The organism is Mesorhizobium album (assembly GCF_033977205.1).
GTDB classification, from domain to species: Bacteria; Pseudomonadota; Alphaproteobacteria; order Rhizobiales; family Rhizobiaceae; genus Mesorhizobium; species Mesorhizobium album.
Map to the genome: position 1 here is coordinate 82631 of NZ_JAVIIW010000020.1, position 26658 is coordinate 109288.

A 26658-nucleotide genomic window follows, 5' to 3' on the forward strand; every position below is an offset into this window, starting at 1 on the left:
GAACGAAACCGATATTAGCGGGCGGAGAAGCCTGGCGGCTGCCGGCCGACGCGCGCCTTGCGGGCGGCGTAGCGCGCGTCGCGCTTGGCCTTGCGCTCGGCCTCGTCGGCGAGCAGACGCGCGATGCGCTCGGCTTCCTCGGCCTCGCGGATCTTGGCCTCGGCTGCCGCCGCTTCTTCGGCGGCAATGCGCGCCGCTTCTGCCGCTGCCTCGCGCTCGGCCTTCTCGGCCGCTTCGCGCGCCAGCTTTTCCTGCTTCAGTCTGGCCTTCTCGGCCTCGCGGATCGCACGAGCCTCGAGGATCGCCTTGCGTTCGGCCTGGCGCGCCAGCACCGCTGGATCGTCCGCCGCCGGCTTTGCCTTGAAGCGCTCCAGGAGCGCCTTCTTTGCCTCGTTCGCGGCGTTGCGCCGCTCGAAAATGTCTTTTTCCCTGTAGATAGCCAAGTCCACTTCCCTGCAGTCAATTCGCGACGCTTACATACGCGCGAAAGTCACGAATTCAAGCGCCAAAACGGTATGCCAGCCATGAAAATATGGGCTGTTGCCGCCGGGATACGTCGCTGCCGCGCGATGCACTGTTCACACATCGCGGCACTGGCGGGCGGCAGGGCCGATCGCTACCTCTAGCGCCAACAATCAACGCTCAAACAGCCCACCAGGATGCAATCGAAATGGAACTCGGCCTCTACACCTTCGCGGATGTCAGCCCCGAACCCGGCCCGGGCGCCATCGGACCGCATGAACGGCTGCGCAACCTGATCGAGGAGGTCGAGTTGGCCGACCAGGTCGGTCTCGACGTGTTCGGCCTCGGCGAACATCACCGTCCCGACTATGCGGCCTCGGCGCCTGTGGTGGCGCTGGCGGCGGCGGCCGAACGGACGAAGCGCATCAAGCTCACCAGCGCGGTCACCGTGCTCTCTTCCGACGATCCGGTGCGCGTTTTCCAGCAGTTCGCGACGCTCGACCTTTTGTCCGGCGGCCGCGCCGAGATCATGGCCGGACGCGGCTCCTTCATCGAATCCTTCCCGCTGTTCGGCTACAATCTCGAGGACTATGACGAGCTCTTCGCCGAGAAGCTCGATCTGCTGCTTGCCATCCGCGATCAGGTGAAGGTGGCGTGGCAAGGACGCTTGCGCGCGCCGATCAACGGCCGCGGCGTCTATCCGCGCCCCTTCCAGGACAAGCTGCCAATCTGGATCGCCATTGGCGGCACACCGCAGTCGGCCGCCCGCGCGGGCGCGCTCGGCCTGCCGCTGGCGCTTGCCATCATCGGCGGCGAGCCGGCCCGCTTCGCACCGCTGTTCGAGATCTATCGCGAGGCGGCAAGGCGCGCCGGCACCGATCCTGCCACGCTCGCCACCAGCCTCAACGTGCACGGCTTCATCGCCGAGACTGCGGAGCAGGCGGCCGACGATTTTTACGCACCGCAGGCGGAGGTGATGAACCGCATCGGCCGCGAGCGCGGCTGGGGCCCGACCTCGCGGGCGCATTTCGACCACGCGCGGGGTCCAGGTGGTGCCTTGTTCGTCGGCAATCCCGAGCAGGTGGCCGAGAAGATCATCGCCCAGCACAGGATCTTCGGCAACGACCGCTTCCTGCTGCAAATGGCGATCGGCACCATGCCGCACGCCAAGATCATGAAGGCGATCGAGCTCTACGGCACCAAGGTGGCGCCCATGGTGCGTAAGGCAACGGCAAAGGCCGCGCCTGCCGCACCGGCGCCGGTCTCCTGAAGTAAGGTCCGTCGGTCACCGCCGGCTAACGGAACCTCGGCGCGGCGGGCACGTTCTTCTCGACGATCGCGAGGGGAACTGATGAAAGCCGACACGACCGCTTCCGGCGCGAGCATTGCCGAAAGCCCCGATCCGGGTGCCGGAACCAAGGCGGAACTGCGGCTGATGCGATCGCTGCTGATCGGCATCTTCGTTCTGCTGATGGTGTTCGCGCTCTATTTTGCTCGCGCCTTCTTCATGCCCGTGATCCTCGCGTTCCTGCTGGCGCTGACGCTGACGCCGATCGTGCGCTTCCTGCGCAAGCACGGCATTCCCGACGCGCTCTCCGCGACCTTGCTGGTGCTCTTTTCCATCTTCTTCGTCGCCAGCGTCGGCTATCTGCTCAGCGGCCCGGTCATCGAGCTCGTGAACAACACCTCCTCGATCGGCCAGCAACTCACCGAGCGGCTGGCGCCGTTCAAGCGTCCGCTCGAAAAGATCATGGATGTCTCGCGCCAGCTGGAAGCGCTGACCGAGACAGCGCAGGAACCGGGCGTGCAGAAGGTCGCGGTGGCGTCGTCCGGTATCTTGCCGACGGCAGCCAGCAACATCCTGCAGGCAGGCACCAGCATCACCATCGTCTTCGTGCTGTCGCTGTTCCTGCTCGCCTCGGGCACCTTGTTCTACGAGAAGATCGTCCAGTCCTTCGCCAGTCTCACTCAGAAGAAGCGGGCGCTGCGGGTCGTCTACGACGTCGAGCGCGAGATCTCGCATTACCTGCTCACCGTCACGGTCATCAATGCCGGTCTCGGCACGGTGATCGGCCTGGGCCTGTGGGGGCTCGGCATGCCGAACCCGCTGGTCTGGGGCGCGGCCGCGGCGCTGCTCAACTTCCTGCCCTATGTCGGCGCGCTGATGACTATCCTTCTGGTCACGGTCATCGCGCTGATCAGCTTCGATACGATCTCCTACGCGCTGCTCGCGCCCGCTTTCGTGCTGTTGTGCGACGTGGTCGAAGGCCAGTTCGTGACGCCGACCGTGGTCGGCCGGCGGCTGGAGCTCAACACGGTGGCGATCTTCATCGCCATCGCCTTCTGGTCCTGGCTGTGGGGTTTCGTCGGCGCGCTGATGGCGGTGCCGCTGCTGGTGGTCGTCAAGGTGTTCTGCGACCATTTCGACGGCCTCAGCCATGTCGGCAACTTCCTGGCGGCGCAACAGGCCATCGTCATCGATGACGAGCCGGCCGAGAACGACAACAGGTCGGGAGCGTAATGCCCTGGCCCAATGTCGAGGCCTTGCCCATTGTTTGCGGCGTCGGCGGGGAGAGCCTATATCGGGCCGGTCAAGCCGGACCCTCTGTTGATGAGCGACTTCAATCTCGATGCCTATTTCGCCCGCATCGGCTATAGCGGGCCGACCGATAGCTCGCTTGCCACGCTGCGGTCGCTGCATTTGGCCCACCCGCAGGCAATCCCGTTCGAGAACATCGATCCATTGATGGGTGTTTCGGTCGGCCTCGATCCGGCTTCGCTGCAGAACAAGGTCTTCAAACACGGCCGCGGCGGCTACTGCTTCGAGCACAATCTGATCTTCATGCATGCGCTTGAGGCGCTGGGGTTTGCCGTCAGCGGTCTCGCCGCCCGCGTGCTGTGGGGCCAGTCGGACGACGCCGTCACGGCGCGCAGTCACATGCTGCTGCGGGTCGATTTCGACGGCAAGACCTACATCGCCGATGTCGGTTTCGGTGGCCTGACGCTGACGGCGCCGCTGCTTTTGGAGCCGGGCCTGGAACAGCAGACGCCGCACGAGACGTTCCGCATCGTCGAAAGCGCCGATCATTTTCGCCTGCAGGCCAATATCGGTGGCGCCAATATCGGTGGCGATTGGCGCACGCTCTACCGCTTCGACATGCAGCGGGCCTACGAGGTCGACTATCAGGTGAGCAGCCATTTTCTGTCGACGCATCCGAGCTCGCATTTCCTGTCGACCCTGGTCGCCGCGCGCGCCCTGCCCGACCGGCGCTACGGGCTGCGCAACAACCGGCTGTCGATCCATCATCTTGGCGGCCGCAGCGAGCAGCGGGAGATCGCTACGGCGGCCGAGCTCGCCGACGTGCTGGAGAACCAGCTTGCCATCATCATTCCCGACCGCGCCGCCTTCGAGGCGAGGCTGCGGCAGAAGACCATCGTGGAGACCTGATCAATGACGGCCCTTTCGGTTCTCGACCTGTCGCCGATCACCCAAGGCAGCAATGCCTCGCAGTCGCTTGCCAATTCGCTCGACCTTGCCCGCCATGCCGAGCGGCTGGGCTACAAGCGCTACTGGCTCGCCGAGCACCACAACATGCCGGGCATCGCGAGCGCCGCGACTTCCGTTGTCATCGCCCATGTGGCTGGCGGCACTAAAACGATCCGCGTCGGCGCCGGCGGCATCATGCTGCCCAACCATGCGCCGCTGGTGATCGCCGAGCAGTTCGGCACGCTGGCAGCACTTTTCCGGGCCGCATCGACCTCGGCCTCGGCCGCGCGCCGGGCACCGACATGCTGACGGCGCGGGCGCTGCGCCGCAACCTGGAGGCCAGCGACAACTTCCCTCAGGACGTGGTCGAGCTGATGGGCTATTTCCAGCCGGCCGAGGACGGGCAGCGCATCCGCGCGGTGCCGGGCGAAGGCCAGGACGTGCCGGTCTGGATCCTGGGCTCCAGCCTCTACGGCGCGCAGCTCGCCGCACTGCTTGGCCTGCCATATGCCTTCGCCTCGCATTTCGCGCCGGCCGAGCTGGATCACGCGCTGGAGGTCTATCGCACCCGCTTCCAGCCATCGGCCCAGCTCGACAAGCCCTATGTGATGCTCGGGCTCAATGTCTTTGCCGCGCCCACCGACGCCGAAGCGAAGCTCTTGTTCACCTCGCTCCAGCAGGCTTTCGTCAATCTGCGTAGCGGCCGGCCCGGGCAACTGCCGCCGCCGGTCGAACACTATGACCGCGACCTCGATCCCGTCGCCAAGACCATGCTCTCCCAGGCGCTGTCCTGCGCCGTCGTCGGATCGCCGGAGACGGTCCGCCAGGGCATCGACGCCTTCGTGCGCCGTACCGGCGCCGACGAGCTGATGGTGACGGCGCAGATGTTCGACCATGCGGCGCGGGTGCGCTCCTTCGAGATCCTGGCGGACGTGCACGGATCGATGTCGCAAGCCGCATGACCGCTCGGCGACTTTTGCCTGACATGCTCGCCTGCTAAGGGCGGTCGTCTCTCCTCAAGCGCGAGCGTTCCCGTGACAGATGACCTCGACCAGCGCATGCATTTCGCCATCGATCTCGCGCGGCGCGCCGGCGAGCTTGGGCTCAAATATTTCCGCGATCTCGAAAACCTGACCATCGAGAGCAAGGGCCATCAGGATCTTGTCTCGGATGCCGACCGCGAGGTGGAGCTTTTCGTCCGCGCGGCGATCGCCGAGGCCTATCCGCAAGACGGCATTGTCGGCGAGGAGCATGCGCCGACGGCCGGCAGGACTGGCTATGTCTGGGTGATCGACCCGATCGACGGCACCGCCAATTTCGTGCGCGGCATTCCCGCCTGGTGCGTCGTCATTGCCTGCGCCAGGGACGGCGAGACGGTCGTCGGCGTCATCCACGAGGCCTCGTCCGGCGAGACTTTTCACGGTCGCCTTGGCGGCGGGGCCTTCGTCAACGGCCGGCCGATCAAGGCGAGCGGCGCCAAAGCGCTTTCCGAAGGCTCCGTCGGAACCGGACTTTCGAACCGGGCCGCCACGGAACATGTCGCGGTGCTGATCAGCATGATCATGGCCGAAGGCGGCGTCTTCTTCAGAAATGCTTCCGGCGCCTTGATGCTCGCCTATGCCGCGGCCGGACGGCTGCTCGGCTATGTCGAGGAGCACATGAACGCCTGGGACTGCCTGGCCGGCATGCTCCTGGTCGAAGAGGCGGGCGGCACGGTGCTTAAGCCGGACCCCAAGACCGTTATTAGCCAAGGGACCCAAGTGATCGCCGGCGGAAGCAACATCTTCCCGAAGCTGGGCGCGCTTTGCACGGAGGCGTTCCGAAACTAGTCGGCATTGGCGCGGCCGCGGGAAGACGGCAACGCGGTATCTATATGACGATCACCTTGGTGCCGATTGGGGCGCGGTCGTAGAGATCGATGATGTCCTGGTTCATGAGGCGGATGCAACCCGCCGACACGGCCTTGCCGATCGACCACCATTCGGGGCTGCCGTGCAGGCGATATCCGGTGTCACCCTTGTCGTTGAAGAGATAAAGCGCCCGCGCGCCGAGCGGGTTCATGAGTCCGCCTTCCATATGGGCCGGTATGATGTGGCCTCGGTTGCGCTCGCGCACGATCATCTGGGACGGCGCGCTCCAATCCGGCCATTCGCGCTTCCTCGCGACGTGCGCGGTGCCATGCCACTCGAAGCCTGCCTTGCCGACGCCGATGCCGTAGCGCAGCGCCTGACCGTCTCCCAGCACGTAGTAGAGGAATTTCGCTCCTGTATCGACAATGATGGTGCCGGGCGCCTCGTCGGTCGCATAGGGCACTGTCTGCCGGTGGAATTTCTGGTCGACCTTGTAGATCGGAACCGGCGGGATGCGGAAACCGGCGTCGGTGAGCCCGCCATAGGCTAAAGGAGAACTCTGCAATGCGCCGCCGGCGGTGCAGCCGGAGAATGCGACCATTCCGGCAAATACCACGATCAGGATCGATTTCGCGCGCATGGCCCAAGCCGGCACCGTGCCGGCGATCTGCCGCATTCTGCCTTATTCGTAATCCCGCATGCCTCGCTTGCCAAGCTTTCGATCTTCTCCGCCGGCTGATTGCCGGCACATGGCGGCAAAGATGTTTTCAGGCTTATTCGCGACGCAAAGTCACGCCCCCAGGGCAAAGCTTCCCCCGCCTGCCATGCGACCGACGCATGACGACGATGTTCCGTTCGGGAAAAATCCTGCCCGGACAGTGAGATAGGGCAAATCCGGTTCGACCCCGGCTGATCACTGGCCGGTCTGTTTCCCCAACCCCTGACGGACTTCAGCCACCGTGCGCAGGATGCTTGCGCCCCGTGCCGCCTGTTCTTATATACGCGCCAACCGTCCGGCCTTGAAAAACAGGGGACCGTGGCGGAATTTCTTGTGAACAGGGGCTTTCGTCGGAACGCCTTGTCAGGGTCCTGAGAGCCTGCTCAGCGGAGAGACTAGAACAATGGCAAAAGTAATCGGTATCGACCTCGGAACCACCAATTCGTGCGTCGCCATCATGGACGGCAAGGATTCAAAGGTCATCGAGAATGCGGAAGGCGCGCGTACGACCCCTTCCATCGTCGCCATCGGCAGCGACGGCGAGCGCCTCATCGGCCAGCCGGCCAAGCGCCAGGCGGTGACCAATCCGGAAAACACGATCTTCGCGGTCAAGCGCCTGATCGGCCGCCGCTATGAGGATCCGGTGACGGAAAAGGACAAGAAGCTTGTCCCCTACAAGATCGTCAAGGGCGACAACGGCGATGCCTGGGTCGAGGCCGGCGGCAAGAAGCTGTCGCCCAGCCAGATCTCGGCCATGATCCTGCAGAAGATGAAGGAGACGGCGGAAGCTTATCTCGGCGAGAAGGTCGAGAAGGCGGTCATCACCGTTCCGGCCTATTTCAACGACGCCCAGCGCCAGGCGACCAAGGACGCCGGCAAGATCGCCGGCCTCGAAGTGCTGCGCATCATCAACGAGCCGACGGCTGCAGCGCTTGCCTATGGCCTCGACAAGAAGGAAGGCAAGACCATCGCCGTCTATGACCTGGGCGGCGGCACGTTCGACATTTCGGTGCTCGAGATCGGCGACGGCGTCTTCGAGGTGAAGTCGACCAACGGCGATACCTTCCTCGGCGGCGAGGACTTCGACATGCGCCTGGTCGAGTATCTGGCGTCCGAGTTCAAGAAGGAGCAGGGCATCGACCTCAAGGCCGACAAGCTCGCGCTGCAGCGCCTGAAGGAAGCGGCCGAAAAGGCCAAGATCGAGCTGTCGTCGACGACGCAGACCGAGATCAACCTGCCCTTCATCACCGCCGACGCCACCGGGCCGAAGCACCTGACGATGAAGCTCACCCGGGCGAAGTTCGAGAGCCTGGTCGAGGATCTCGTGCAGCGCACGATCGATCCCTGCAAGGCGGCGCTCAAGGATGCCGGCCTGAAGGCGGGCGAGATCGACGAGGTGGTGCTGGTCGGCGGCATGACCCGCATGCCCAAGATCCAGGAGATCGTGAAGCAGTTCTTCGGCAAGGAGCCGCACAAGGGCGTCAACCCGGATGAGGTGGTCGCGCTCGGCGCCGCCATCCAGGCCGGCGTGCTGCAGGGCGACGTCAAGGACGTTCTGCTCCTCGACGTGACGCCGCTGTCGCTCGGCATCGAGACGCTTGGCGGCGTGTTCACCCGGCTGATCGAGCGCAACACCACGATCCCGACCAAGAAGAGTCAGGTGTTCTCGACGGCCGAGGATTCGCAGTCGGCGGTGACCATCCGCGTCTTCCAGGGCGAGCGCGAGATGGCGGCCGACAACAAGCTGCTCGGCCAGTTCGACCTGGTCGGCATTCCGCCGGCTCCGCGCGGCGTGCCGCAGATCGAGGTCACCTTCGACATCGACGCCAACGGCATCGTCAACGTCTCGGCCAAGGACAAGGGCACCGGCAAGGAGCACCAGATCCGTATCCAGGCGTCCGGCGGTCTGTCCGACGCCGACATCGAGAAGATGGTGAAGGACGCCGAGGCCAACGCCGAGGCCGACAAGAAGCGCCGCGCTCTCGTCGAGGCCCGCAACCAGGCCGAATCCCTGGTGCATTCGTCCGAGAAGTCGCTGAAGGACTATGGCGACAAGGTCTCGGAGGCCGACCGCACCGCGATCGCCGACGCCATCAGCGCGCTGAAGGCTGCCGCCGAGGGCGACAACGTGGCCGACATCGAGGCCAAGTCGCAATCGCTCGCCGAAGCTTCGATGAAGCTTGGCCAGGCCATGTACGAGGCCTCGCAGAAGGAAGCGGCCGAAGCCGACGCCAAGGCGGACGCCGCCAAGGACTCGGACGTGGTCGACGCCGATTTCGAGGAAATCGACGAGAACGACGACAAGAAGAAGTCGGCCTGAGCCGTCTGACGGCAAATAATGCGAAAAGCCCGGCGCAAGGCCGGGCTTTTTTGCAACCTTCGCTGAAAAAGTGCCGGTCTGGCCTAAAAAGCGACGTAAAAACACCGGTGAACCCGGCTCGGCACTAGCATCCGGGCACCATCGCTCCTAAATCGAACAACGTGCCGGCAAACGACGCCAACAATGCTTGAAGACATTGAGCATCCGGACCGCGGGAAAAAATGAAAGCTGATTTCTACGAAACGCTGGGCGTGCACAAAGGTGCAGACGACAAGGAGCTCAAGAGCGCTTTCCGCAAGCTCGCCATGCAGTTCCATCCCGACCGCAACCCCGGCGATCATGCCTGCGAGCACAAGTTCAAGGAAATCAACGAAGCCTACGAGACGCTGAAGGACCCGCAGAAGCGCGCGGCCTATGACCGTTTCGGCCACGCCGCCTTCGAGCAGGGCGGCATGAACGGCGCTGGGCACGGCTTCGGCGCCGGCGGTTTCGCCGACATCTTCGAAGACATTTTCGGCGACATGATGGGCGGCCGCCAGCGCCGCTCGTCGGGTGGCCGCGAGCGCGGCGCGGACCTGCGCTATAACATGGAGATCACGCTCGAAGAGGCATTCTCCGGCAAGACGGCGCAGATCCGCGTGCCGGCCTCGATTTCCTGTTCGGAATGCTCAGGGACCGGCGCCAAGCCCGGCACGCAGCCGGTGACCTGCGCCATGTGCCACGGCCACGGCAAGGTGCGCGCCACGCAAGGCTTCTTCTCGATCGAGCGCACCTGTCCGCAATGCCAGGGACGTGGCCAGACGATCAAGGACCCCTGCCCGAAATGCGCCGGCCAGGGCCGCGTCACCGAGGAGCGTTCGCTGTCGGTCAACATCCCGGCCGGCATCGAGGACGGAACCCGCATCCGGCTTGCCAATGAGGGCGAGGCCGGTCTGCGCGGCGGCCCGTCCGGCGATCTCTACATCTTCCTCGCGGTCAAGCCGCATGAATTCTTCCAGCGCGACGGCGCCGACCTCTATTGCAAGGTGCCGATCTCGATGACGACCGCCGCGCTTGGCGGCTCGTTCGAGGTGACGACGCTCGACGGCACGCAGACCAAGGTGAAGGTGCCGGAAGGCACCCAGAACGGCCGCCAGTTCCGACTGAAGGGCAAAGGCATGCCGGTGCTGCGGCAGCCCAATGTCGGCGACCTCTACATCCAGACGGCGGTCGAGACGCCGCAGAACCTGTCGCGGCGCCAGCGCGAGCTCCTGGAGGAGTTCGAGCAGCTCTCCTCGAAGGACAATTCGCCCCAGTCCAGCGGCTTCTTCGCCCGCATGAAGGACTTTTTCGAGTCCTTTGGCGAGCACTGATCCTTATCCGGCAACATTGCCGAGCGTCATCAACATCTTATGCCAGGTTGACGCCTTGCCTTGTTCCACCTAGCTGATAAGTAGCGGGTGGGGAGCGTTGAGGAGAGCTCGCATGGCACGTGGTCCCGGGTTGCGCAAAGCGCTGGCGGAGAAATTCGACGACGAGCTGAAGTTCTTCAAGGGCTGGATCGACAAGCCAAAAGCGGTCGGCTCGATCGTTCCCACCAGCTCCATCACCGCCCGCAAGATGGCCTCGATCGTCAACCCGAAATCGGGCCTGCCGGTGCTTGAGGTCGGACCGGGCACCGGCGTCATCACCCGCGCCATCCTGGCCCAGGGCGTAAAGCCGGAAAACCTCTACGCGATCGAATACTCGACCGACTTCGTGCGCCATCTGCGGCGGCTCTATCCACGCGTCAACGTCATCGAGGGCGACGCCTTCAATCTCGACGCCACGCTCGGCGACAAGCGCGACATGGTGTTCGATTCCGTCGTCTCCGGCGTGCCCCTGCTCAATTTCCCGGTCGCCCAGCGCATCGCCTACATTGAAAACCTGCTCGACCGCATCCCGGCCGGCCGGCCGATCGTGCAGCTGACCTATGGCCCGCTGTCTCCGATCCCGCCCGGCCGCGGCAACTATACGGTCAAGCATTTCGACTTCATCATCCGCAACATCCCGCCGACGCAGCTGTGGATCTACCGGCGCGGGGGACGTTGATCGAAAGCGCTTGGGAATCGATCGCCATTCAGCCTATACCTCGTTCGACAGGTGGCCGATGGCAGTAGTCCCAAGAATCCTCGTCTTCGCAGGCTCGATCCGCACCGGCGCCTACAGCGGCAGGACGGCGGATGTGGCGCAAAAGGAACTCGCCATGCAAGGCGCGGAAGTGACGCGCATCTCGCTCGGCGACTATCCGCTGCCGATCATGGACGAAGACCTCGAAAAGGAACAAGGCATCCCCGAGAACGCCATGAAGCTCGGCCAGCAGATCGCCGCTCATGACGGGCTTCTGATCGCGACGCCCGAATATAACGGCTCGATCCCGCCGCTGTTGAAGAATTCGATCGACTGGGTGAGCCGGTTGCGACGCGATGGCACCCGCTCGTTCAGGCCGCTCTACGGCAAGGCCGTCGCGCTCTGCTCCTCCTCCGAGGGCAAGTTCGCCGGCATACGCTGCATCAACCATCTGCGCGCGGTGCTGGTGCGCTGCCAGATGGACGTCATCACCCCGGAATGTTCGGTTTCCAGCGCCAATGAGGCCTTCGCCGAGGACGGACAATTCCGCGACCCCAGACTGCACCAATCGATGGAGCGCCTATGCCGTACACTGATCGAAACCTCGCGCATGCTGTCCGTGCGGATCGAGGCCTGATGCATCCGGTCGAGACCATGCGCGACAGGCTGATCGTCGGCCTCGACGTGCCGACGCTCACGGAAGCGGAGAAGGCGGTGTGCGAGCTCGAAGGCACCGTCTCCTTCTACAAGATCGGCTACCAGCTCGCCTTCGCCGGCGGGCTCGATTTCGCGCGCGAGCTCGTGAGCGGCGGTACCAAGGTCTTCCTCGACATGAAGCTGCTCGACATCGACAACACGGTGGCCAAGGGAGTCGAGAACATCGTCAGGATGGGGGTCTCGATGCTGACGCTGCATGCCTATCCCAAGACCATGAAGGCGGCGGTCGACGCGGCCAAAGGCAGCGATCTCTGCCTGCTCGCGGTGACCGTGCTGACCTCGATGGACGAGCAGGACATGATCGATGCCGGCTATGAGTATGATCCGCACACGCTGGTGCTGCGACGCTCCGAACAGGCGCTGCATGCAGGCATGGGCGGCATCGTCTGCTCGGCCGAGGAGGCTGAAGCGGTGCGGCGGATCGTCGGGCCCGACATGGCGGTGGTGACGCCGGGCATACGGCCGGCGGGCAGCGACCATGGCGACCAGAAGCGCGTCGTGACGCCGGCGCAAGCCATTCGCAACGGCTCCAGCCACCTCGTCGTCGGCCGGCCGATCGTCAAGGCTGCGGACCGGCGGGCGGCGGCCGAAGCGATCCTGGCCGAAATGTGCTCGGCATAAGCGCGGTCCGCTGACGAAAGAAACAGGGAGACAGGAATGCCAAAGGGATACTGGATTGCCCGCGTCGATGTGCGCGACCCGGAAGGCTACAAGGACTATGTCGCCGCCGCCAAGCTCGCCTTCGATCGTTTCGGCGTGAAATTCCTGGCGCGCGGCGGCGAGCATGAGAAGGCCGAAGGGCCCGGCCGCGCGCGCAACGTGATCATCGAGTTCGAATCGCTTGCCGCAGCGCATGACTGCTACCACTCGCCGGAATATCAACGCGCCGTCGCCATCCGCCAGAAGGTTGCCGACGGCGAGATCGTGCTGGTTGAGGGCGTGTAGGCCCTGGGCGCAGGGGCCTTGGCAGGTCCGACAATGCCGGTGTGGTGACACGCTGGAGATTGGCCGAAGCCCTTCTTGCGCTTCGTCATTCCAGGGCGAAGCAGGAGCGAAGCTCCGTCGCGGAGACCCTGGAATCCATGCCGTAACCTCGATCGAAGGGTGCAGCGGAGCAGAATTCTGCATCGTCGCAATACTTCGGAGTCACGGCATGGATCCTTGGGTCTGCGCTGCGTCGCCGCGCTCCTTGCTACGCCCAAGGACGAAAAGATGGGCGTTTTCGCCCAATCGCGAAGATCACGACCTCAGGCGGTTCGCCGCCGTCTCCGCCATCGCGTCGGCGAGGCTCATGCCCCACTGCTTGCGGCAATAGTCGCGGAAATCGAAGCAAGGCAGGCCGGGGCAGACCTCGAACTCGATGAGATGGATCGTGTCGTCGGGCTCGACCCTGAGGTCGACGGAGAAGACGTCTCTCAGGCCAAGCCCGGCGATCAGCCTTTGCGCCAGGGCGCGGATCGCCCGGTCGGCGGCCGGCTGGCTGGCGGCGACGGGCTGAAGCTCCGGCTCGGCATAGGCCCCGGCGTCCCTGGCGGCCTGGCCGGTATCGCCATAGAGCGCCAGGCTGTCGGCCATGGTCTGGAAGTCGCCGCCGGATTCCACGAAGACGATGCCGAGCGCCTCGACGCCGGTCTGCGGCTTCAGCCCAAGAAAGCTCGCGCGCACATTGCGGCCAGCGACATAGGGCTGGACGACGACATCGTCGCGGTAATGGGCAAAGACACGCCGGCTAAGCTCCAGCGCATGGCCAAGATCGGCCACGCGCGAATCCGGCCAGATGCCGATCTTGGCGCCCAGTCGGTTCGGCTTGACGAACCAGCCGGCGGGCGAGGCTGGCGGCTCGACCAGCCACGTCCCGTCCCGCGCCAGGCCGGCCGGCGGCACCGGCAGGCCGAGTGCGCCGAGCACGGCGCCGGAGCGGAACTTGTCCTGGCAGAGCGCGAACAGCGAATCGTCGGCGCCGATCGTCCGCAGCCCATTCAGCCGCGCCAGCGCCGGCGAGGCGCCGCCACGGAAATAGGCGATGCCGTCAGTCAGCGTCCAGACCAGTGTCGTCTCCGAATTGGCCTTCGCCAGCACGGTCGCCGCATCGTCGAGCTCGACGGCCATGAAGACCAAGCCGCGTTTTTCGCAAGCGGCGGCGAGCTGGCCGAACTCGGGCGCAAGATCTGTCGACTGCGCCAGATAGGACGAGATCTCGGTGGCGCGTTGCGTCGGATAGCCATCGGCCACGAGCCGATCGAAACAGGCCTTCTCCGGTTCATGGACAAGGATCAGCGTCGACTTGTTCCGCTGCATGGAAGCTCCCAGCAAAATCAGGCGCTACCATCGCATGGCCGCTACAATCGGCTTGCGGGAAACCGACCAGGCTGGGCGACAATCCGCAAGCCGCTCAGGCGATCAGCACGCGCGGTTCGAAGCGGCCCTTGACCGGAATGTCGAGCAGGAAGGTCATGCCGGCTTGCGGATCGAGCTTGCGCTGCTTCTCGTCCTTGCCCTTCCAGGCCGATGTCACCGCGATGCGGTCGGCCTTCTGGCCGACGAAGGCGGGACATGAGGGTTGCGTCACCGGCATCGGGACCTCGCGCAGCAACGTGCCGTCGGGCGAATAGGCCTTCACTGCACTGCCGCCCCAGACCGCGTTCCACAGCACGCCATCACGGTCGACGACGGAGCCGTCGACATAGCCTTTTTGCGAGCGATGATCGACGAATTCTTTCGGCTCGCCAATAGGTAAGCCAGTCGCCGGATCGCAGGCGACGCGCATCAGAAGGCCGGTCGCGGTGTCGGTGTAATAGGCGATCGCCCCATCCTCGGAAAAGCAGATCGAGTTGGAGACGGTGATGTCGGAGAACAGCCGGCGAAGCTCGCCCTTGAAGAACCAGTAGATCGCGCCGGCGCCTTTCACCTCGTCCTTGCCCATCGTGCCGACCCAGAAGGCGCCGCAGGGATGGACGCGGGAATCGTTGGAGCGGGTCAAGGGATTGTCGGCCTCGATCGGCGTGTGCAGCGTCAGCTTGCCGGTCTTGACGTCACGGACCTGCAGGCCGATCTCGGTGGCGATCAGCTGGCGGTCGTCGTCGATGACGGCAATGGCGCTGGCCATCAGGCCGAGGTCATGGACCTTCAGCGCGCCGGCGAGCGGCTTTTCCAGAAGCTTGCCGTTGACGATGTCGAACCAGAACAGGGTGTCGGTGCCGGGATCGTAGCTTGGCCCCTCGCCCAACTGGCAGATGTGATCGCTGAAGACCGAAACGCTGTCCATCATACCCCTCCGAAGGCTTCATCCCAGGCGGCGACCGCGGCGCGGGCGCGTTCAGCCACGTCCTCGACGCTGGCGCCCGGCTTATAAAGACTCGACCCCAGGCCGAAGACGCTGACGCCGACCGCCTTGTAGCCGGCAAAATCCTTGTCGGAGACGCCGCCGACGGCGCCGATCAGCGTGGTTGCCGGCAGCACGGCGCGGACCGCGGCTATGCCGCCGGCGCCGAGCACGCTCGCCGGAAAGAATTTCAGCGCCGACGCGCCGAGCCTGATCGCCTGGAAGGCTTCCGTGGGCGTGAAGACGCCCGGCATCGTCACCATGCCGTAATGCATGGCGCGGCCCATGACCTCGGCATCGATGTTGGGGCTGACCAGCAGCTGGCCGCCTGCCTTGTGCAAGGCATCGACATCGGCCGCCGTCAGCACCGTGCCCGCGCCGATCAGCGCGCTTTTCGGAAGCGCGCGGACGATGCTGGCGATGGAGGCGAACGGCTCCGGCGAGTTGAGCGGCACCTCGATCGCCTCGATGCCGGCATCGAACACCGCCCGGCCGATCGCCACCGCTTCGCCGGGTTTCAGTCCGCGCAGGATGGCGACGAGGCCACGCTTGAGCTTGGGGAAAGGTGCGGTCTCGATCATTCAAGCGCCTCCGATCATGCCGTTCTCGCGCGCGGCCTCGACCAGGCCGGCGCGCACCGCTTCATCCGCATCGACGATCCTGAAGGCAAGGCCGGCGAAGCCCAGGGCGGCGCCGTAAAGCGAAGCCAGCGCGCCGGAGGCGATCAGCACCACAGGCGCTTCGCTGACCCCGTAACGGCGTTTCGCCGAAGCGATCTCGCCGCCGATCAGGAGCCCGGACAGGCAGGCCGCCGCCTCGTCGGATTTCAAATCCTGCAGCAGCCCAGCGGCGCGGATCGCGAACAGTTTCGAGGTGACGTCGCCGCCCTCGCCCAACGCCCGCTCGCACCACTGACGGAAGAACGGGCTGTCCGCGGCGACCGGCGCCGGATGCTCGCCCAGCGAATGCTTCAGGATCGAATGGGCGGAAAGCACCGAAAACAATTCGCCGGTCGGCCAGGTGCCGAAGCCGACGACCGCGCCGTCCTCGACGACGACCCATTTCGAATGCGTGCCAGGCATGCAGACGAGATGGCGGCCCTTTGCCGGCAAACCGGCGCCGGCGAGCTGCGTTTCCTCGCCGCGCATGACGTCCGGCGCGTCGACGAGACGCTGGGCGAGGCCGGGAACGATGCGGATGTCGCGGCGCTCGTCCTCGATTCGGGCCGCACCGGCAAGGATCGCGCCGATCGGCGCCGGCACCGTGACATAGGGCGCTTCGATCCAGCCCTGGCGGGAACCCGCCATGCCGCAGATGATGACTGGCAAGGCCTCCGTCGCGCCCATGGCGGCGAGGTGGCCTTCCAGCACCCTGGCAAAACCTTTTTCACGCGCGGTGATCAGTCCGTCGTCGCCGCGCCGCTCGGCAAGCACGTGGCCCTCGCTGTCGATGAGCCAGGCGCGCAGCCTGGTCGTGCCCCAGTCGAGGGCGGCGACCGCGGGCGCGCCGCTCACAGGACCCCTCCGTCGACGATCAGCATCTGCGCCGTCAGCATGCGCGAGGCGTCGGAAGCCAGGAACAGCACCGTGCCGACGATGTCGTCGGGCTGCATGACTTGCTTGATGCATTGCTTGGCGACATGGGCTGCGAGCGTCTCTTCGGTGACCCACCGCTCCCGTTGGCGCTCTGTGATCACCCAGCCCGGCGCGATCGCGTTGACGCGGATGCCGTCGGCGCCGAGCTTGCCGGCAAGGCCCTTGGTGAGGCCGAGTATGCCGGCCTTGGCGGCGGTGTAGGCCGGCATGTCCGGATGGTTGATGAGATAGGACGTCGAGGTGAAGTTGATGATCGAGCCGCCGCCGGCGCGCTTCATGCCCGGCGCCACCGCCTGGGCGGTGAAGAAATGCGGCCGCAGGTTGATGGCAAGGTTGTTGTCCCAGAACTCGACCGTGACGTCCTTCACCTCATGGCGGTCATCAAGCGCCGCGTTGTTGACGAGCACTGTGACATCGCCATGCGCTTTTGCCGCCTTGGCCACCGCGGCGCGCAGCGCCTCGACGTCGCGCAGGTCGGTCTTGAGGTAGAGCGGGCGGCGGCCGAGCTCCTTTTCCAAGCGATCGGAAAGCGCCGTGCTGGGCTTGTTGGCAATGTCGATGAAGGCGACCTTCGCGCCCTGCCGCATGAAGCCCTCGGTCAGCGCCGCGCCTATGCCGGAACCGCCGCCGGTGATCAGCACCGAGGCGCCGTCGAGGTCGGCGAAACGCGCCGATGGCATCATCATCTTTTCTCCCTTTGGCCGGCGCGCATCCTAGCCACGCCGGTCCCGGGGGCAAGGGCGAAAAGGCGGTTTTTTGCGGCTTATGTCCGACAAATGAGGCGCTCCCCCTCATCCAGCCTCCGCTTCGCTCGGCTGACCTCTCCCCGAGAGGAGAGGAGATTGCCAGCGTCGGCGCCAGTCTCTTCTCCCCAACGGGGAGAAGGTGGCCGCGAAGCGGCCGGATGAGGGAGCCGGCGCCGCCATATGCGATTGCTCCCCCTTGTGGGGCAAGGGTTAGGGGTGGGGTAGTCAGATCGCCTTGGCGTGCAGGGCACCGCGATAGGAATCACGCAGATAGCCAAGCGTGGCGTCGGCGTCGGCCGGCTTGCCGAACAGGTAGCCCTGGCCGCCGGCGCAGCCGAACTGGACGAGGCGGTCGGCCTGCGCCTCCTCTTCGATGCCTTCGGCCACCACATCCATGCCGAGCCCTTCGCACATGGCGAGGATGGCGCGGATGATGTGCTCCGACGGCCGGTCGTCGAGGATGGAGGAGACAAAGGCGCGGTCGATCTTCAGCTTGTCGAAATGAAATTCGCGCAGGCGTCCGAGCGAGGACTGGCCGGTGCCGAAATCGTCGAGCGAGACGCGAATGCCGACGCGGCGGAGGTCCTCGACGATCTTTTCGGCCGATGCCGGATCGGTCATCAGGCCGGTTTCGGTGATCTCGATCTCCAGCCGGTGCGGATCGAAGCCGGTGCGGTCGAGGATGGCCAGTATGTGCAGGCCGGTGTTCTGGTCGACGAGCTGCGATGGCGACAGGTTGAAGGAAAGGAGCAGGTCTTTCGGCCAGCTGCGCGCCGCCTCGGTCGCCTTGCGCAGCACGAGCTGCGACAGCGGACCGATGATGCCGCGCTCCTCGGCGATCGGAATGAAGACGCTCGGCGGCACCATGCCGAGATCGCGGTCGGACCAGCGGGCCAGCGTCTCGAAGCCGATGGTGCGGCGCGTGTTCAAGTCGACGATCGGCTGGAAATGCGGCTCGACCTCGCCGGCGGAAACGGCTCGGCGCAGCGCCTGCTCGATGCGGGTGACACGCTTGGCAGCCTCCTCCATCTCGCGGGTGTAGACGACGACGCGGCCGCGGCCCGAACGCTTGGCGTGGTAGAGCGCGGTCTCGGCCTTGTTGATCAGGATCTCGGTGGTCTCGTCGCCGGAATAGAACAGCGAACAGCCGACCGAGGCCGACAATCTCGCGGTGCGCTCGCCGACATCATAGGGTGCCGACAGGATCTCGATCAGCATGCGCGACTTCTCGGCCGCCTGCTCCTCGCTGAACACCATCGGATAGAGGTAGGCGAACTCATCGGCGCCGATGCGGCAGACGGTGGAATAGCCGTCCATCGAGGCGCGCAGCCGCATCGCCACCTGGATCAGGATGTCGTCGCCGGCCTTGTGACCGAACAGGTCGTTGATCGGCTTGAAGCCGTCGAGGTCGAGGATGCCGACCGTGAAGGGCGCGGGATCGTCGGCGCGGTCGCTGATCAGACGATCGACCTTGTCGAAGAAGCGACGATGGTTGCCAAGTCCAGTCAGCGGATCGGTGAAGGCCAGATCCGTGCTTTCCCTGCCTGGCTGCCCGGTGCCAAACGTCGTTTGCATCATGTCCCTGTTCTGACGGCGGTATTTCTCTTCAGACTGGCAGCAAAGCGTTTAGGAAAAGTATCGAGAAAATCGATTTTCCGAATGTCCCCCAAAAAAGGTCGGGCTTCGAATCCCTCTTGCGCAATTCCGGACGGAAAACCACTGCGCACTTTTCCTGGAATTGCTCTGTTTCCCTGCCGCAATTCCGGACGGAAAACCGCTACGCACTTTTCCTGGAATTGCTCTTAGCCGGCTTGCCTGACGCGGTAGAGCTCGAGCGGGCTGCCCTTGCTCTCCTGGATTGGCTCGAGCCAGTCCGGCACGTTGCCGCGCAGCAGGCCGGCGAGAAAGCCTTGCGGCGCCTTTTTGGCCAGAAAGGCGTTCTCGAAGTCGCCCGCGCAGACCGCCACCAGGCCAATGCCATGCGCTTCCACGATCCGCCGCGCGTCTTCAACCGAGCCGAGGAAGGCGTCCAGCGCCAGGAGATTGCCGGCGACGTTGCGATGGTACGGGCCGGCGAGCACGCGATGTCCCGTATAGGCCAGGATCGGCGACCCGAGATTGGAAACCGCAAGCACGGTGGTGCCGGGCAGGCCAGCGAGCGGCGCGAAGGTGGGTTTTTTCTGGCAGGCCTTGTCGGCGTCACCGGCAGCGGGCACGGTTTTCTCGAATACGACCGACATCGCGGCGGCCGCGCCGGTCCAGACCGGATTGACCGAGACCAGCCAGACGGCGGCCAGCCGCAGCGCCATGCCGAAGGAAGAACCGGCCTCGGCCCGTGCGCGCCATTTCGCGATCCAGGCGGAGAGCGGGATTATGGCAAAGGCGATCGAAAATGTGGACCCCCGCACCTCCCACACGCCGACGACGAAGGACATCGCAAGCAGCGCGCCGACAAGCGTGTCCTGCCGGCGCCAGTCGCCGCGACCCAGCCGCAGCGCCATCAGAACGATGGCCACGAACGGCGTGGCATAGCGGGCCGCTATGCGCGCCTGCTCATGAACAAGCAGCGAGAACAGCGACTGCGCTTCGTTGATGTGATCGAGCCAAAGCTCCTTGAGGCGCGGATCGAGATTGGCATAGGGCGCCGTAAGGCACTGCGGGAACAGCCCGATAACCACCGCACCCAAGGCGACGGCAAGCACGCCCAGCGATAGCAGGCGACCTTGGCGCGTGCGGCTCGCGGCATCGATCGAGGCAATAGCCGCTAGTCCGGTGCCGGCCAGCGCTGCGACGGCGAATTGAACGACCGAGAACGCGTCGCATTGCGCCTCGCCCCAGGCAGACATCGGGACGGTCGTCACGAAGGCGACGGCCGAGAGGCCGGCAAAGCCGAGGCCGAAATCCCTGGCGATCTGTCTTTCCGCGGCTCTGTCGACCAGGAACAGCAGGGCGGCCAGCGCGCCTATCATGCCGGCGTAAGGCGCGCTCTCCATGCCGATGGCCAGCGTCAGCGCCGCGCAAATGCCGGACGGGAGTGCAGCCCATCTGCTAGCAGGCGCCTCAAGCAGCAGGCTGAGGCTCGCCATGGTCAGCATTAGCTGGACATTGTGATGGTCGAGTGAACCCGGCGAATAGATGCCGACAAACTGATAGGCGGCGGCGCCGATCACCACCGCTGGAACCACGGCGACGGCGCCGCCGAAGGCGCGCGCCGCGCGCATGGTGAAGAACAGCGTGAGCCAGAAGAGCAGCGCCGGCCACGCCACCTGCATGATCTGCTCGGCCAGCGGCATGCTGCCGGTGAGGGGCGACATCGCCAGGATGCCGAGGGCTAGCGGCGCGTCGAGGAGCCGCGACCAGTGCATCGCGAAGCCGCCCTCAAGACCCATCCTGTACTGATGCAGATCGAACCAGCCCTGGCCGCCGATCAGGTCGCGAACCTCAACCAATTGCAGCAGGCTGTCATTGTCGCCGCCGGCATCGGACAGCCCGCGAAAGCCGGTCGCCGCGTTGAGCGCAAGCCCGATCAAGGCGGCAAGCAGCGCCAACATGAGATCGGACTTCCAGGTGGCGGCGCCGTCCTTGGTAGTGCGCATCGTCGAGGCCTTTGGAGGTTGAGGCTTAAACCTAGCCTTAACGGCTTCAATAAATAGTAAAGCGGCCCGGAGACGCCAGCATTGGGGCCGGCATTGGCGCGGCCGGAGGCTTGGGCCGGGCACCGGAGACAGACATGCCGCACGAAGTTCGCAACGAGCCGGCGATTGCCGTGCTGCTGCCCTGCTACAATGAGGAGCTGACGATCGGCGAGGTCGTGCGGCGCTTCCGCGAAACCCTGCCTTCGGCGGCGGTCTATGTCTACGACAACAATTCCAGGGATCTCACGGCGCTGAAGGCCCGCGCCGCCGGCGCCACCGTGGTGCGCGAGCCGCGCCAGGGCAAGGGCAATGTCGTGCGCCGCATGTTCGCCGACATCGACGCCGACATCTATGTGATGGCCGACGGCGACGGCACCTATGCGCCGGAGGATGCGCCGCAGCTGATCAACATCCTGCTGACCGAGCGCTCCGACATGGTGGTGGGCACCAGGCGCGGCGTGACCGACGATGCCGGCCGCCACGGCCACGCTCTCGGCAATCGCATCTTCAACCGGCTCTACAAGGGCCTGTTCGGCGCCGATTTCACCGATATCTTTTCCGGCTACCGGGTCTTTTCGCGGCGCTTCGTCAAGAGCTTTCCGGCGGTTTCCGGCGGCTTCGAGATCGAGACCGAAATGTCGGTTCATGCCTCGCAGCTGAAGCTGCCGGTGAGCGAGATGGCGCTCGACTACGGCCGCCGCCCCGAAGGCTCGTCGTCGAAGCTCTCGACCTTTCGCGACGGCGCCAGGATTCTGTGGATGTTCGCCATGCTGATGAAGGAGACGCAGCCGCTGCGCTTCTTCGGCACCTTCGCGCTGTTCTTCCTGGCGGCCAGCATCGGGCTGATGATCCCGGTGCTGATCGAGTTCGCCGAGACCGGGCTGGTGCCCCGCATGCCGACCTGGGTGCTGTCGGTCGGCCTGCTGCTCCTGTCGATGCTTTCGGCCGTGACCGGACTGATCCTCGACTCGGTATCGCGGGGCCGCGCCGAGCAGAAGCGCATCTTCTATCTTTCGATCCCGTCCGGCCGCATCGAGCGCCGCGCAAGTGCAAGAGAGACGACGCCCCCGAAGCGCGAACCGGGCAAGGCCCCGCGGGCGGCCTGATGGGCCGGCTTACCCGCTTCGTCCTTGCAGGCGGCATCGGCTTCGTCGCCGATGCGGCGGCACTTTGGCTGCTGCTTTCCGCCACGCCGCTCGGACCGCTGGCGGCACGCGTGCTGTCGATCGGCTTCGCGCTCTGCGTCACCTGGCAGATCAACCGGCATCTCACCTTCTCGCCGTCGAGTCGGGGCCTCGCGCAGGAGGGCGCGCGCTATGGCGGCGTGGGCATCGCCACAAGCGTCGTCAACTATCTGGTCTACTGCGCCACCCTGTTCGCGCTGCCAACGCTGCCTCCCCTGGCAGCACTTGCTTTTGCCTCGATCGTCGCCATGGCGCTGTCGTTCCTCGGCTATTCGCGGCTGGTCTTCGACCGGTAATCTCTGGCCAATTGGCAGAAGCCTTCGAGATCCTTATATCGGCGACAGAGATTGTGCCGGAGACCCGAGATGCCCCTGAAAATCGCCGTCCAGATGGACCATGTCTCCACCGTGTCGATCGCCGGCGACACCAGCTTCGCGCTGTCGCTGGAGGCGCAACGGCGCGGCCACAAGCTCTACCACTACACGCCCGATCGGCTGTCGATGCGTGACGGCAAGGTGTTCGCGCGCGTCGAGGAGATGCAGGTGCGCGACGAGAAGGGCAACCACTATTCGCTGGGCGAGCCGGTGCGCACCGACCTGTCGGAGATGGACGTGGTGCTGCTCAGGCAGGATCCGCCCTTCGACATGAACTACATCACCACCACGCACATACTGGAGCGCATCCATCCGAAGACACTGGTGGTCAACGACCCGGCCTGGGTGCGCAACAGCCCGGAAAAGATCTTCGTCACCGAGTTCCCTGACCTGATGCCGGAGACGCTGATCACCAAGGACCCCCAGGAGGTTGCCGCCTTCCGCAGGGAGTTTGGCGACATCATCGTCAAGCCGCTCTACGGCAATGGCGGCGCCGGCATCTTCCATCTGCACGAGGCCGACCGGAATCTGGCCTCGCTGCTCGAGATGTTCGGCCAGCTGTTCCGCGAGCCTTACATCGTGCAGCGCTACCTCAAGGACGTGCGCAAGGGCGACAAGCGCATCATCCTGATCGACGGCGAGCCGGTAGGCGCCATCAACCGCGTGCCGGCCGAGCACGATTCCCGCTCCAACATGCACGTCGGCGGCCGCGCCGAGAAGACCGAGCTGACGGAGCGCGAGCGCGAGATCTGCGCCCGCATCAGGCCGTCGCTCAGGGAACGCGGCTTCATCCTGGTCGGCATCGACGTGATCGGCGACTGGATGACCGAGATCAACGTCACCTCGCCGACCGGCATTCGCGAAGTGCGGCGTTTCGGCGGGGCTGATATTGCGAGCCTGTTCTGGGATTGCGTGGAGGGGAAGAGGCGGTAGCAGGCCTTCCGCCTAGAGCGTCTCACGGAACCGGTGAAACGCTCTATCTTCTTGTTTTGACGCAATTCCTGACGGAACACCGCTTCCTGGAGTTGCTCCAAGCCGGCCTGGCGTTCTGCTCGGCGCTCATCACATCGATGCAGACGAAGCGTTCATTGCCTTCCACATGGGCATCGTGGCTGGGCGTGTAGGACGCGCCCTGCGTGAACGTCTTGCGGGTTCCGTCATCCATTTTGAGGGTGATGGTGCCGAAAACGACGTAGCCGACATGCGATACCTGACAGTTGTCCGTCTTGATGACCGGCTTAACCCATTCGGACCAAATCGCGGCGACGGTAAGCACCTTTACGCTTGGCTTGAAGGCATCCTATTTTGGAGCGTAGTAGCCGCTCGTGGGCACAGAATGTCGGTACTGCCTTTCCTAAGAATCTACGCGCCGCTCAACGCGGTGCTGGCTGCACCTGGGCTTCTGGCAGTGGCTGCGCTCACGATACCGGACATGTCCGGACGAAGCAGACTGGCTCTGGCTGCCGTGCTCGCCGTCATTTGGGGCGCCTATCTTCTGCAACTGGCCAAGACGCTGCTCAAGCGCCGGGCTGGAGACGTTCGAGACAGGACGCCGGCAATCGCCATCGATGTGCTCGCGGTTTTGGTTCCACTCGCTGCATTTCTGCTCGTCGGCACGCCCGACCGGAGCCTCTACTGTGCTGTCTGGCTGCTGAAACCGCTGCGCGACTCGACTTTCTTCCCGCTGCTTGGCAGGGTCCTGACCAACGAAGCGCGCAACCTGATCGGCGTCACCACGGTCTTCGGCGTCGTTCTGTTCGGTGTCGCGCTCGCGGCCTATGTCATCGAGCGCGACATTCAACCGGAAAAGTTCGGCAGCATCCCCCAGGCAATGTGGTGGGCGGTGGTCACGCTGTCCACCACCGGCTATGGCGACGCCATTCCGGAAAGCTTCGCCGGCCGCGTCCTTGCCGGACTGGTCATGATGAGTGGCATCGGCATCTTCGCGCTCTGGGCTGGCATTCTTGCCACCGGTTTCTCTCAAGAAGTCCGTCGCGGGGATTTCGTCCGTAATTGGCAATTGGTCGCCGCCGTGCCGTTGTTTCAGAAGCTCGGCCCGGCCGCGCTGGTCGAGATCGTGCGCGCGTTACGACCTCGCATCGTGCCGGCGGGCGCCGTGATCTGCCGCAATGGCGAGCCCGGTGATCGGATGTTCTTCGTCGTGGAAGGGCGCGTCAACGTCGCGACACCGAACCCGGTGGAGCTTGGCCCTGGCGCCTTCTTCGGCGAGATGGCGCTGATCAGCGGCGAACCGCGTATGGCGACCGTCAGCGCCGCAACAGCGGTCTCACTCCTGTCGCTGCACTCGGCGGATTTCCAGATGCTGTGCAGCAGCAGCCCGGAGATCGCTGAAATCATCCGCAAAACAGCGCTCGAACGGCGCGGCGCGGCACCGATGGCTTGACCGTACCAGGTGTGCAGTCCCTGGCTGTGTATCATCTCGGCCCCAGGACCGTCGCCAGGCGGCGCCCCCTTTGTTCCCGTAATGTTCTTGCAGTAGACAAAAATCTGTGGTTGTTTTGGTCGACTCCGTTCGCCGCCTGATCGCAGGACTGGCGGGCGGGCCGGTATCCGGGGGCTTGAGACAAATGGTGGCGCGGGTTCGCACGGTGGCTTTCCAGGGCATCGAGGCCGTGCCGGTCGATGTTCAGGTGATGATCGCACCGGGCAAGGCCGGCATGCAGATCGTCGGCCTGCCGGACAAGGCGGTGGCCGAAAGCCGCGAGCGCGTGCAGGCCGCGCTTCATGCATCGGGCCGGTCGATGCCGTCGAAGAAGGTCACGGTGAACCTTGCGCCGGCGGATCTGCCCAAGGAAGGCAGCCATTACGACCTGCCGATCGCGCTCGGCCTGATGGCCGCCCTTGGCGCCATTCCGGGCGACATGCTGGCCGGCTATGTCGTGCTCGGCGAACTGTCGCTCGACGGCACCATCGCGGCGGTGGCCGGCGCGCTGCCGGCGGCGGTCGGCGCCAATGCCGAAGGCAAGGGCCTGATCTGTCCGTTCGCCTGCGGGCCGGAGGCGGCCTGGGCCGGCAAGGATTTCGATATTCTCGCGCCGCGCAGCCTGATCGCGGTCGCCAACCATTTTCGCGGCACGCAGGTGCTGTCGCGCCCCGAGGCCGGCATCCAGGTCGCGGCGCGCGACCTGCCGGACCTCGCCGCCAGGAAAGCGCCAAGCGGGCGCTGGAAGTAGCGGCAGCCGGCGGGCACAATCTACTGATATTATGCTACATTAATTTTCAAACACTGCAGGGGTTCCGGCGCGGACTAGGCGTCGATTGAAACAAAGTATGCGTCGCGGAATAGCTTCCGCTGCAACCTGCCTAGGTGCGGCTGGTGTAGCGGCAATCTGGCCCCCCGCACCGCCGCGAGTGGATCGTTTACCAACATCACAACCCGCCTGTTGCCCACTGAGGCCATTTCCAGCTACCGCCTTGGCCGCAGGGCAGGCGCTGAAGGCCGAATCAGTTGAACAGCTTGATCGAGCGAAATTTTGCGGTTTTCTTTCCGCTGTTCTTGTATCGCTGTGGCTGGCGGTCACCACGATTCTCGCGGTGTTGTCGGGCTGGTTTCGGCTTATGGCGAGGTTTCCAAACCAGACCGTGGAGCCGCTTCTGCGAATCCGTGGTCAGTCTGGCTCAATGGGGCTTGGGGTCAGTATGCAGGGCATACTGACGTTGAGTGTCTGCCCTCCAGGACTCCGGGTCGGGATCATGCGGGTGTTTGGACCGTTTTGCAGGGACTTTCTTGTTCCGTGGGAAGCCATCAGGGTCACCAGGAAGAACGTCTTGTTCGGGCCGGTAGCGAAGCTTCAATTTGGGCACCCCGCGATCGGATCCCTGACCATTCCAGCACACGTCGCCAACAGGCTGGCAGGTGCGGCGATGGGGCGGTGGCCAGAAACCGGGCCGTTCCCTGAAGAGAAGCACCGCGACACTATGCGGAGGCTGCTGACCCAATGGGTTGCGACTACTTGTATCGCAGCGCTGTTCTTTACGCTTGCCCCCTTGGCTGTTGCGCCGTCCGCAGCTCGTCCACCGGTCGTTGTCGCGGTGCTGTTTCCGGCGATCGTCTTTGGCTTGGTTACAATCGTAAGATACGTCCGCGAAAAGAATTGAAAGCGACATCAGGCCGATCCGCAATCCGGCCTGGCGATCGG

General features: G+C 64.8%; 24 protein-coding genes and 2 pseudogenes. 17 read left to right on the top strand and 9 right to left on the bottom strand.

Translation table 11 applies throughout. The features are described from left to right. Positions 1-14: 14 nt before the first annotated feature. On the bottom strand, positions 15-443 hold the full coding sequence (locus tag RFN28_RS17930; RefSeq protein ID WP_040971073.1) for a DUF6481 family protein: 429 nt from the start codon (positions 441-443) through the stop codon (positions 15-17). A 227-nt stretch (positions 444-670) separates the two neighbouring features. Between RFN28_RS17930 and RFN28_RS17935 the strand changes: the two genes are divergently transcribed. The 5 genes and pseudogenes from RFN28_RS17935 (at position 671) to RFN28_RS17955 (ending at position 5778) form a co-directional block, all read left to right on the top strand. After that, positions 671-1732 (top strand): LLM class flavin-dependent oxidoreductase, encoded by a 1062-nt coding sequence (locus RFN28_RS17935; RefSeq protein WP_320288637.1) that lies wholly within the window; start codon positions 671-673, stop codon positions 1730-1732. An 81-nt stretch (positions 1733-1813) separates the two neighbouring features. After that, complete coding sequence (locus RFN28_RS17940) at positions 1814-2983, top strand: AI-2E family transporter (RefSeq protein WP_320288638.1); 1170 nt, start codon at positions 1814-1816, stop codon at positions 2981-2983. Between the two features lie 90 nt (positions 2984-3073). Further along, a complete protein-coding gene (locus RFN28_RS17945; RefSeq protein WP_320288639.1) occupies positions 3074-3910 on the top strand; it encodes an arylamine N-acetyltransferase family protein in 837 nt (278 codons plus the stop codon). 3 nt (positions 3911-3913) lie between these two features. Next, a pseudogene (locus tag RFN28_RS17950) lies at positions 3914-4911 on the top strand (LLM class flavin-dependent oxidoreductase). A gap of 72 nt (positions 4912-4983) precedes the next feature. After that, positions 4984-5778, top strand: coding sequence for an inositol monophosphatase family protein (locus RFN28_RS17955; RefSeq protein ID WP_320288640.1), 795 nt, complete (start codon positions 4984-4986; stop codon positions 5776-5778). Positions 5779-5818: 40 nt separating this feature from the next. Here RFN28_RS17955 and RFN28_RS17960 read toward each other — a convergent pair whose 3' ends face one another. Next, positions 5819-6439, bottom strand: coding sequence for a L,D-transpeptidase (locus tag RFN28_RS17960; protein WP_320288675.1), 621 nt, complete (start codon positions 6437-6439; stop codon positions 5819-5821). Positions 6440-6920: 481 nt separating this feature from the next. Between RFN28_RS17960 and dnaK the strand changes: the two genes are divergently transcribed. From dnaK to RFN28_RS17990, 6 genes are all read left to right on the top strand, one after another. Then, positions 6921-8837 (top strand): molecular chaperone DnaK, encoded by a 1917-nt coding sequence (dnaK, locus tag RFN28_RS17965; RefSeq protein WP_320288641.1) that lies wholly within the window; start codon positions 6921-6923, stop codon positions 8835-8837. 221 nt (positions 8838-9058) lie between these two features. Next, positions 9059-10189, top strand: a complete 1131-nt coding sequence (gene dnaJ / locus RFN28_RS17970; protein WP_320288643.1) for a molecular chaperone DnaJ — start codon at positions 9059-9061, stop codon at positions 10187-10189. A gap of 112 nt (positions 10190-10301) precedes the next feature. Then, the gene (pmtA, locus tag RFN28_RS17975; protein ID WP_320288644.1) at positions 10302-10907 is read left to right on the top strand and encodes a phospholipid N-methyltransferase PmtA; all 606 of its coding nucleotides are present in this window, start codon (positions 10302-10304) and stop codon (positions 10905-10907) included. A 58-nt stretch (positions 10908-10965) separates the two neighbouring features. Continuing rightward, positions 10966-11562, top strand: a complete 597-nt coding sequence (locus RFN28_RS17980) for an NADPH-dependent FMN reductase (protein ID WP_320288645.1) — start codon at positions 10966-10968, stop codon at positions 11560-11562. Further along, on the top strand, positions 11562-12263 hold the full coding sequence (gene pyrF / locus RFN28_RS17985) for an orotidine-5'-phosphate decarboxylase (RefSeq protein ID WP_320288646.1): 702 nt from the start codon (positions 11562-11564) through the stop codon (positions 12261-12263). The genes RFN28_RS17980 and pyrF overlap by 1 nt, the downstream gene beginning before the upstream one ends. A 36-nt stretch (positions 12264-12299) precedes the next feature. Further along, on the top strand, positions 12300-12587 hold the full coding sequence (locus RFN28_RS17990; RefSeq protein ID WP_320288648.1) for a DUF1330 domain-containing protein: 288 nt from the start codon (positions 12300-12302) through the stop codon (positions 12585-12587). Positions 12588-12881: 294 nt separating this feature from the next. On the opposite strand, the gene RFN28_RS17995 is transcribed toward RFN28_RS17990, so the two are convergent. The 7 genes from RFN28_RS17995 to RFN28_RS18025 form a co-directional block, all read right to left on the bottom strand. Further along, entirely contained in the window at positions 12882-13940 is a 1059-nt protein-coding gene (locus RFN28_RS17995; RefSeq protein ID WP_320288649.1) for a D-alanine--D-alanine ligase family protein, read from the bottom strand. 94 nt (positions 13941-14034) lie between these two features. Next, positions 14035-14907 carry an SMP-30/gluconolactonase/LRE family protein gene (locus RFN28_RS18000; RefSeq protein ID WP_430678301.1) on the bottom strand — a complete coding sequence of 291 codons (873 nt, stop codon included), beginning with the start codon at positions 14905-14907 and terminating at the stop codon, positions 14035-14037. After that, the gene (locus RFN28_RS18005) at positions 14907-15545 is read right to left on the bottom strand and encodes a 2-dehydro-3-deoxy-6-phosphogalactonate aldolase (protein WP_320288652.1); all 639 of its coding nucleotides are present in this window, start codon (positions 15543-15545) and stop codon (positions 14907-14909) included. The genes RFN28_RS18000 and RFN28_RS18005 overlap by 1 nt, the downstream gene beginning before the upstream one ends. Then, positions 15546-16478 carry a 2-dehydro-3-deoxygalactonokinase gene (locus RFN28_RS18010; protein WP_320288653.1) on the bottom strand — a complete coding sequence of 311 codons (933 nt, stop codon included), beginning with the start codon at positions 16476-16478 and terminating at the stop codon, positions 15546-15548. It lies immediately after the preceding gene. Beyond that, a complete protein-coding gene (locus RFN28_RS18015) occupies positions 16475-17242 on the bottom strand; it encodes an SDR family NAD(P)-dependent oxidoreductase (protein WP_320288676.1) in 768 nt (255 codons plus the stop codon). Before RFN28_RS18015 ends, RFN28_RS18010 begins: the two co-directional genes overlap by 4 nt. A gap of 288 nt (positions 17243-17530) precedes the next feature. Next, complete coding sequence (locus RFN28_RS18020) at positions 17531-18880, bottom strand: putative bifunctional diguanylate cyclase/phosphodiesterase (protein ID WP_320288678.1); 1350 nt, start codon at positions 18878-18880, stop codon at positions 17531-17533. A 227-nt stretch (positions 18881-19107) separates the two neighbouring features. Next, entirely contained in the window at positions 19108-20901 is a 1794-nt protein-coding gene (locus tag RFN28_RS18025) for a GtrA family protein (protein WP_320288654.1), read from the bottom strand. Between the two features lie 134 nt (positions 20902-21035). Here RFN28_RS18025 and RFN28_RS18030 point away from each other — a divergent pair, with 134 nt between their 5' ends. The 6 genes and pseudogenes from RFN28_RS18030 to RFN28_RS18055 all read left to right on the top strand — a co-directional run bounded on the left by RFN28_RS18030 (position 21036) and on the right by RFN28_RS18055 (position 26617). After that, a complete protein-coding gene (locus RFN28_RS18030) occupies positions 21036-22046 on the top strand; it encodes a glycosyltransferase (RefSeq protein WP_320288656.1) in 1011 nt (336 codons plus the stop codon). After that, positions 22046-22420, top strand: coding sequence for a GtrA family protein (locus RFN28_RS18035; RefSeq protein ID WP_320288657.1), 375 nt, complete (start codon positions 22046-22048; stop codon positions 22418-22420). The genes RFN28_RS18030 and RFN28_RS18035 overlap by 1 nt, the downstream gene beginning before the upstream one ends. Before the next feature lie 69 nt (positions 22421-22489). After that, positions 22490-23431 carry a glutathione synthase gene (gshB, locus tag RFN28_RS18040; RefSeq protein WP_320288659.1) on the top strand — a complete coding sequence of 314 codons (942 nt, stop codon included), beginning with the start codon at positions 22490-22492 and terminating at the stop codon, positions 23429-23431. 403 nt (positions 23432-23834) lie between these two features. Further along, positions 23835-24902 (top strand): cyclic nucleotide-gated potassium channel, encoded by a 1068-nt coding sequence (locus RFN28_RS18045; RefSeq protein WP_320288679.1) that lies wholly within the window; start codon positions 23835-23837, stop codon positions 24900-24902. Positions 24903-25086: 184 nt separating this feature from the next. Beyond that, positions 25087-25724, top strand: a pseudogene (locus tag RFN28_RS18050) (magnesium chelatase domain-containing protein); the annotation flags it as partial. Between the two features lie 209 nt (positions 25725-25933). After that, complete coding sequence (locus RFN28_RS18055; protein WP_320288660.1) at positions 25934-26617, top strand: hypothetical protein; 684 nt, start codon at positions 25934-25936, stop codon at positions 26615-26617. Positions 26618-26658 lie beyond the last annotated feature (41 nt).

Coding starts and splice junctions, on each gene's coding strand:
- RFN28_RS17935 (WP_320288637.1), top strand. CDS start 671: ATGGAACTCGGCCTCTACACCTTCGCGGATGTCAGCCCCGAACCCGGC.
- RFN28_RS17940 (WP_320288638.1), top strand. CDS start 1,814: ATGAAAGCCGACACGACCGCTTCCGGCGCGAGCATTGCCGAAAGCCCC.
- RFN28_RS17945 (WP_320288639.1), top strand. CDS start 3,074: ATGAGCGACTTCAATCTCGATGCCTATTTCGCCCGCATCGGCTATAGC.
- RFN28_RS17960 (WP_320288675.1), bottom strand. CDS start 6,439: ATGCGCGCGAAATCGATCCTGATCGTGGTATTTGCCGGAATGGTCGCA.
- dnaK (WP_320288641.1), top strand. CDS start 6,921: ATGGCAAAAGTAATCGGTATCGACCTCGGAACCACCAATTCGTGCGTC.
- dnaJ (WP_320288643.1), top strand. CDS start 9,059: ATGAAAGCTGATTTCTACGAAACGCTGGGCGTGCACAAAGGTGCAGAC.
- pmtA (WP_320288644.1), top strand. CDS start 10,302: ATGGCACGTGGTCCCGGGTTGCGCAAAGCGCTGGCGGAGAAATTCGAC.
- RFN28_RS17980 (WP_320288645.1), top strand. CDS start 10,966: ATGGCAGTAGTCCCAAGAATCCTCGTCTTCGCAGGCTCGATCCGCACC.
- pyrF (WP_320288646.1), top strand. CDS start 11,562: ATGCATCCGGTCGAGACCATGCGCGACAGGCTGATCGTCGGCCTCGAC.
- RFN28_RS17990 (WP_320288648.1), top strand. CDS start 12,300: ATGCCAAAGGGATACTGGATTGCCCGCGTCGATGTGCGCGACCCGGAA.
- RFN28_RS17995 (WP_320288649.1), bottom strand. CDS start 13,940: ATGCAGCGGAACAAGTCGACGCTGATCCTTGTCCATGAACCGGAGAAG.
- RFN28_RS18000 (WP_430678301.1), bottom strand. CDS start 14,907: ATGGACAGCGTTTCGGTCTTCAGCGATCACATCTGCCAGTTGGGCGAG.
- RFN28_RS18005 (WP_320288652.1), bottom strand. CDS start 15,545: ATGATCGAGACCGCACCTTTCCCCAAGCTCAAGCGTGGCCTCGTCGCC.
- RFN28_RS18015 (WP_320288676.1), bottom strand. CDS start 17,242: ATGATGCCATCGGCGCGTTTCGCCGACCTCGACGGCGCCTCGGTGCTG.
- RFN28_RS18020 (WP_320288678.1), bottom strand. CDS start 18,880: ATGCAAACGACGTTTGGCACCGGGCAGCCAGGCAGGGAAAGCACGGAT.
- RFN28_RS18025 (WP_320288654.1), bottom strand. CDS start 20,901: ATGCGCACTACCAAGGACGGCGCCGCCACCTGGAAGTCCGATCTCATG.
- RFN28_RS18030 (WP_320288656.1), top strand. CDS start 21,036: ATGCCGCACGAAGTTCGCAACGAGCCGGCGATTGCCGTGCTGCTGCCC.
- RFN28_RS18035 (WP_320288657.1), top strand. CDS start 22,046: ATGGGCCGGCTTACCCGCTTCGTCCTTGCAGGCGGCATCGGCTTCGTC.
- gshB (WP_320288659.1), top strand. CDS start 22,490: ATGCCCCTGAAAATCGCCGTCCAGATGGACCATGTCTCCACCGTGTCG.
- RFN28_RS18045 (WP_320288679.1), top strand. CDS start 23,835: ATGTCGGTACTGCCTTTCCTAAGAATCTACGCGCCGCTCAACGCGGTG.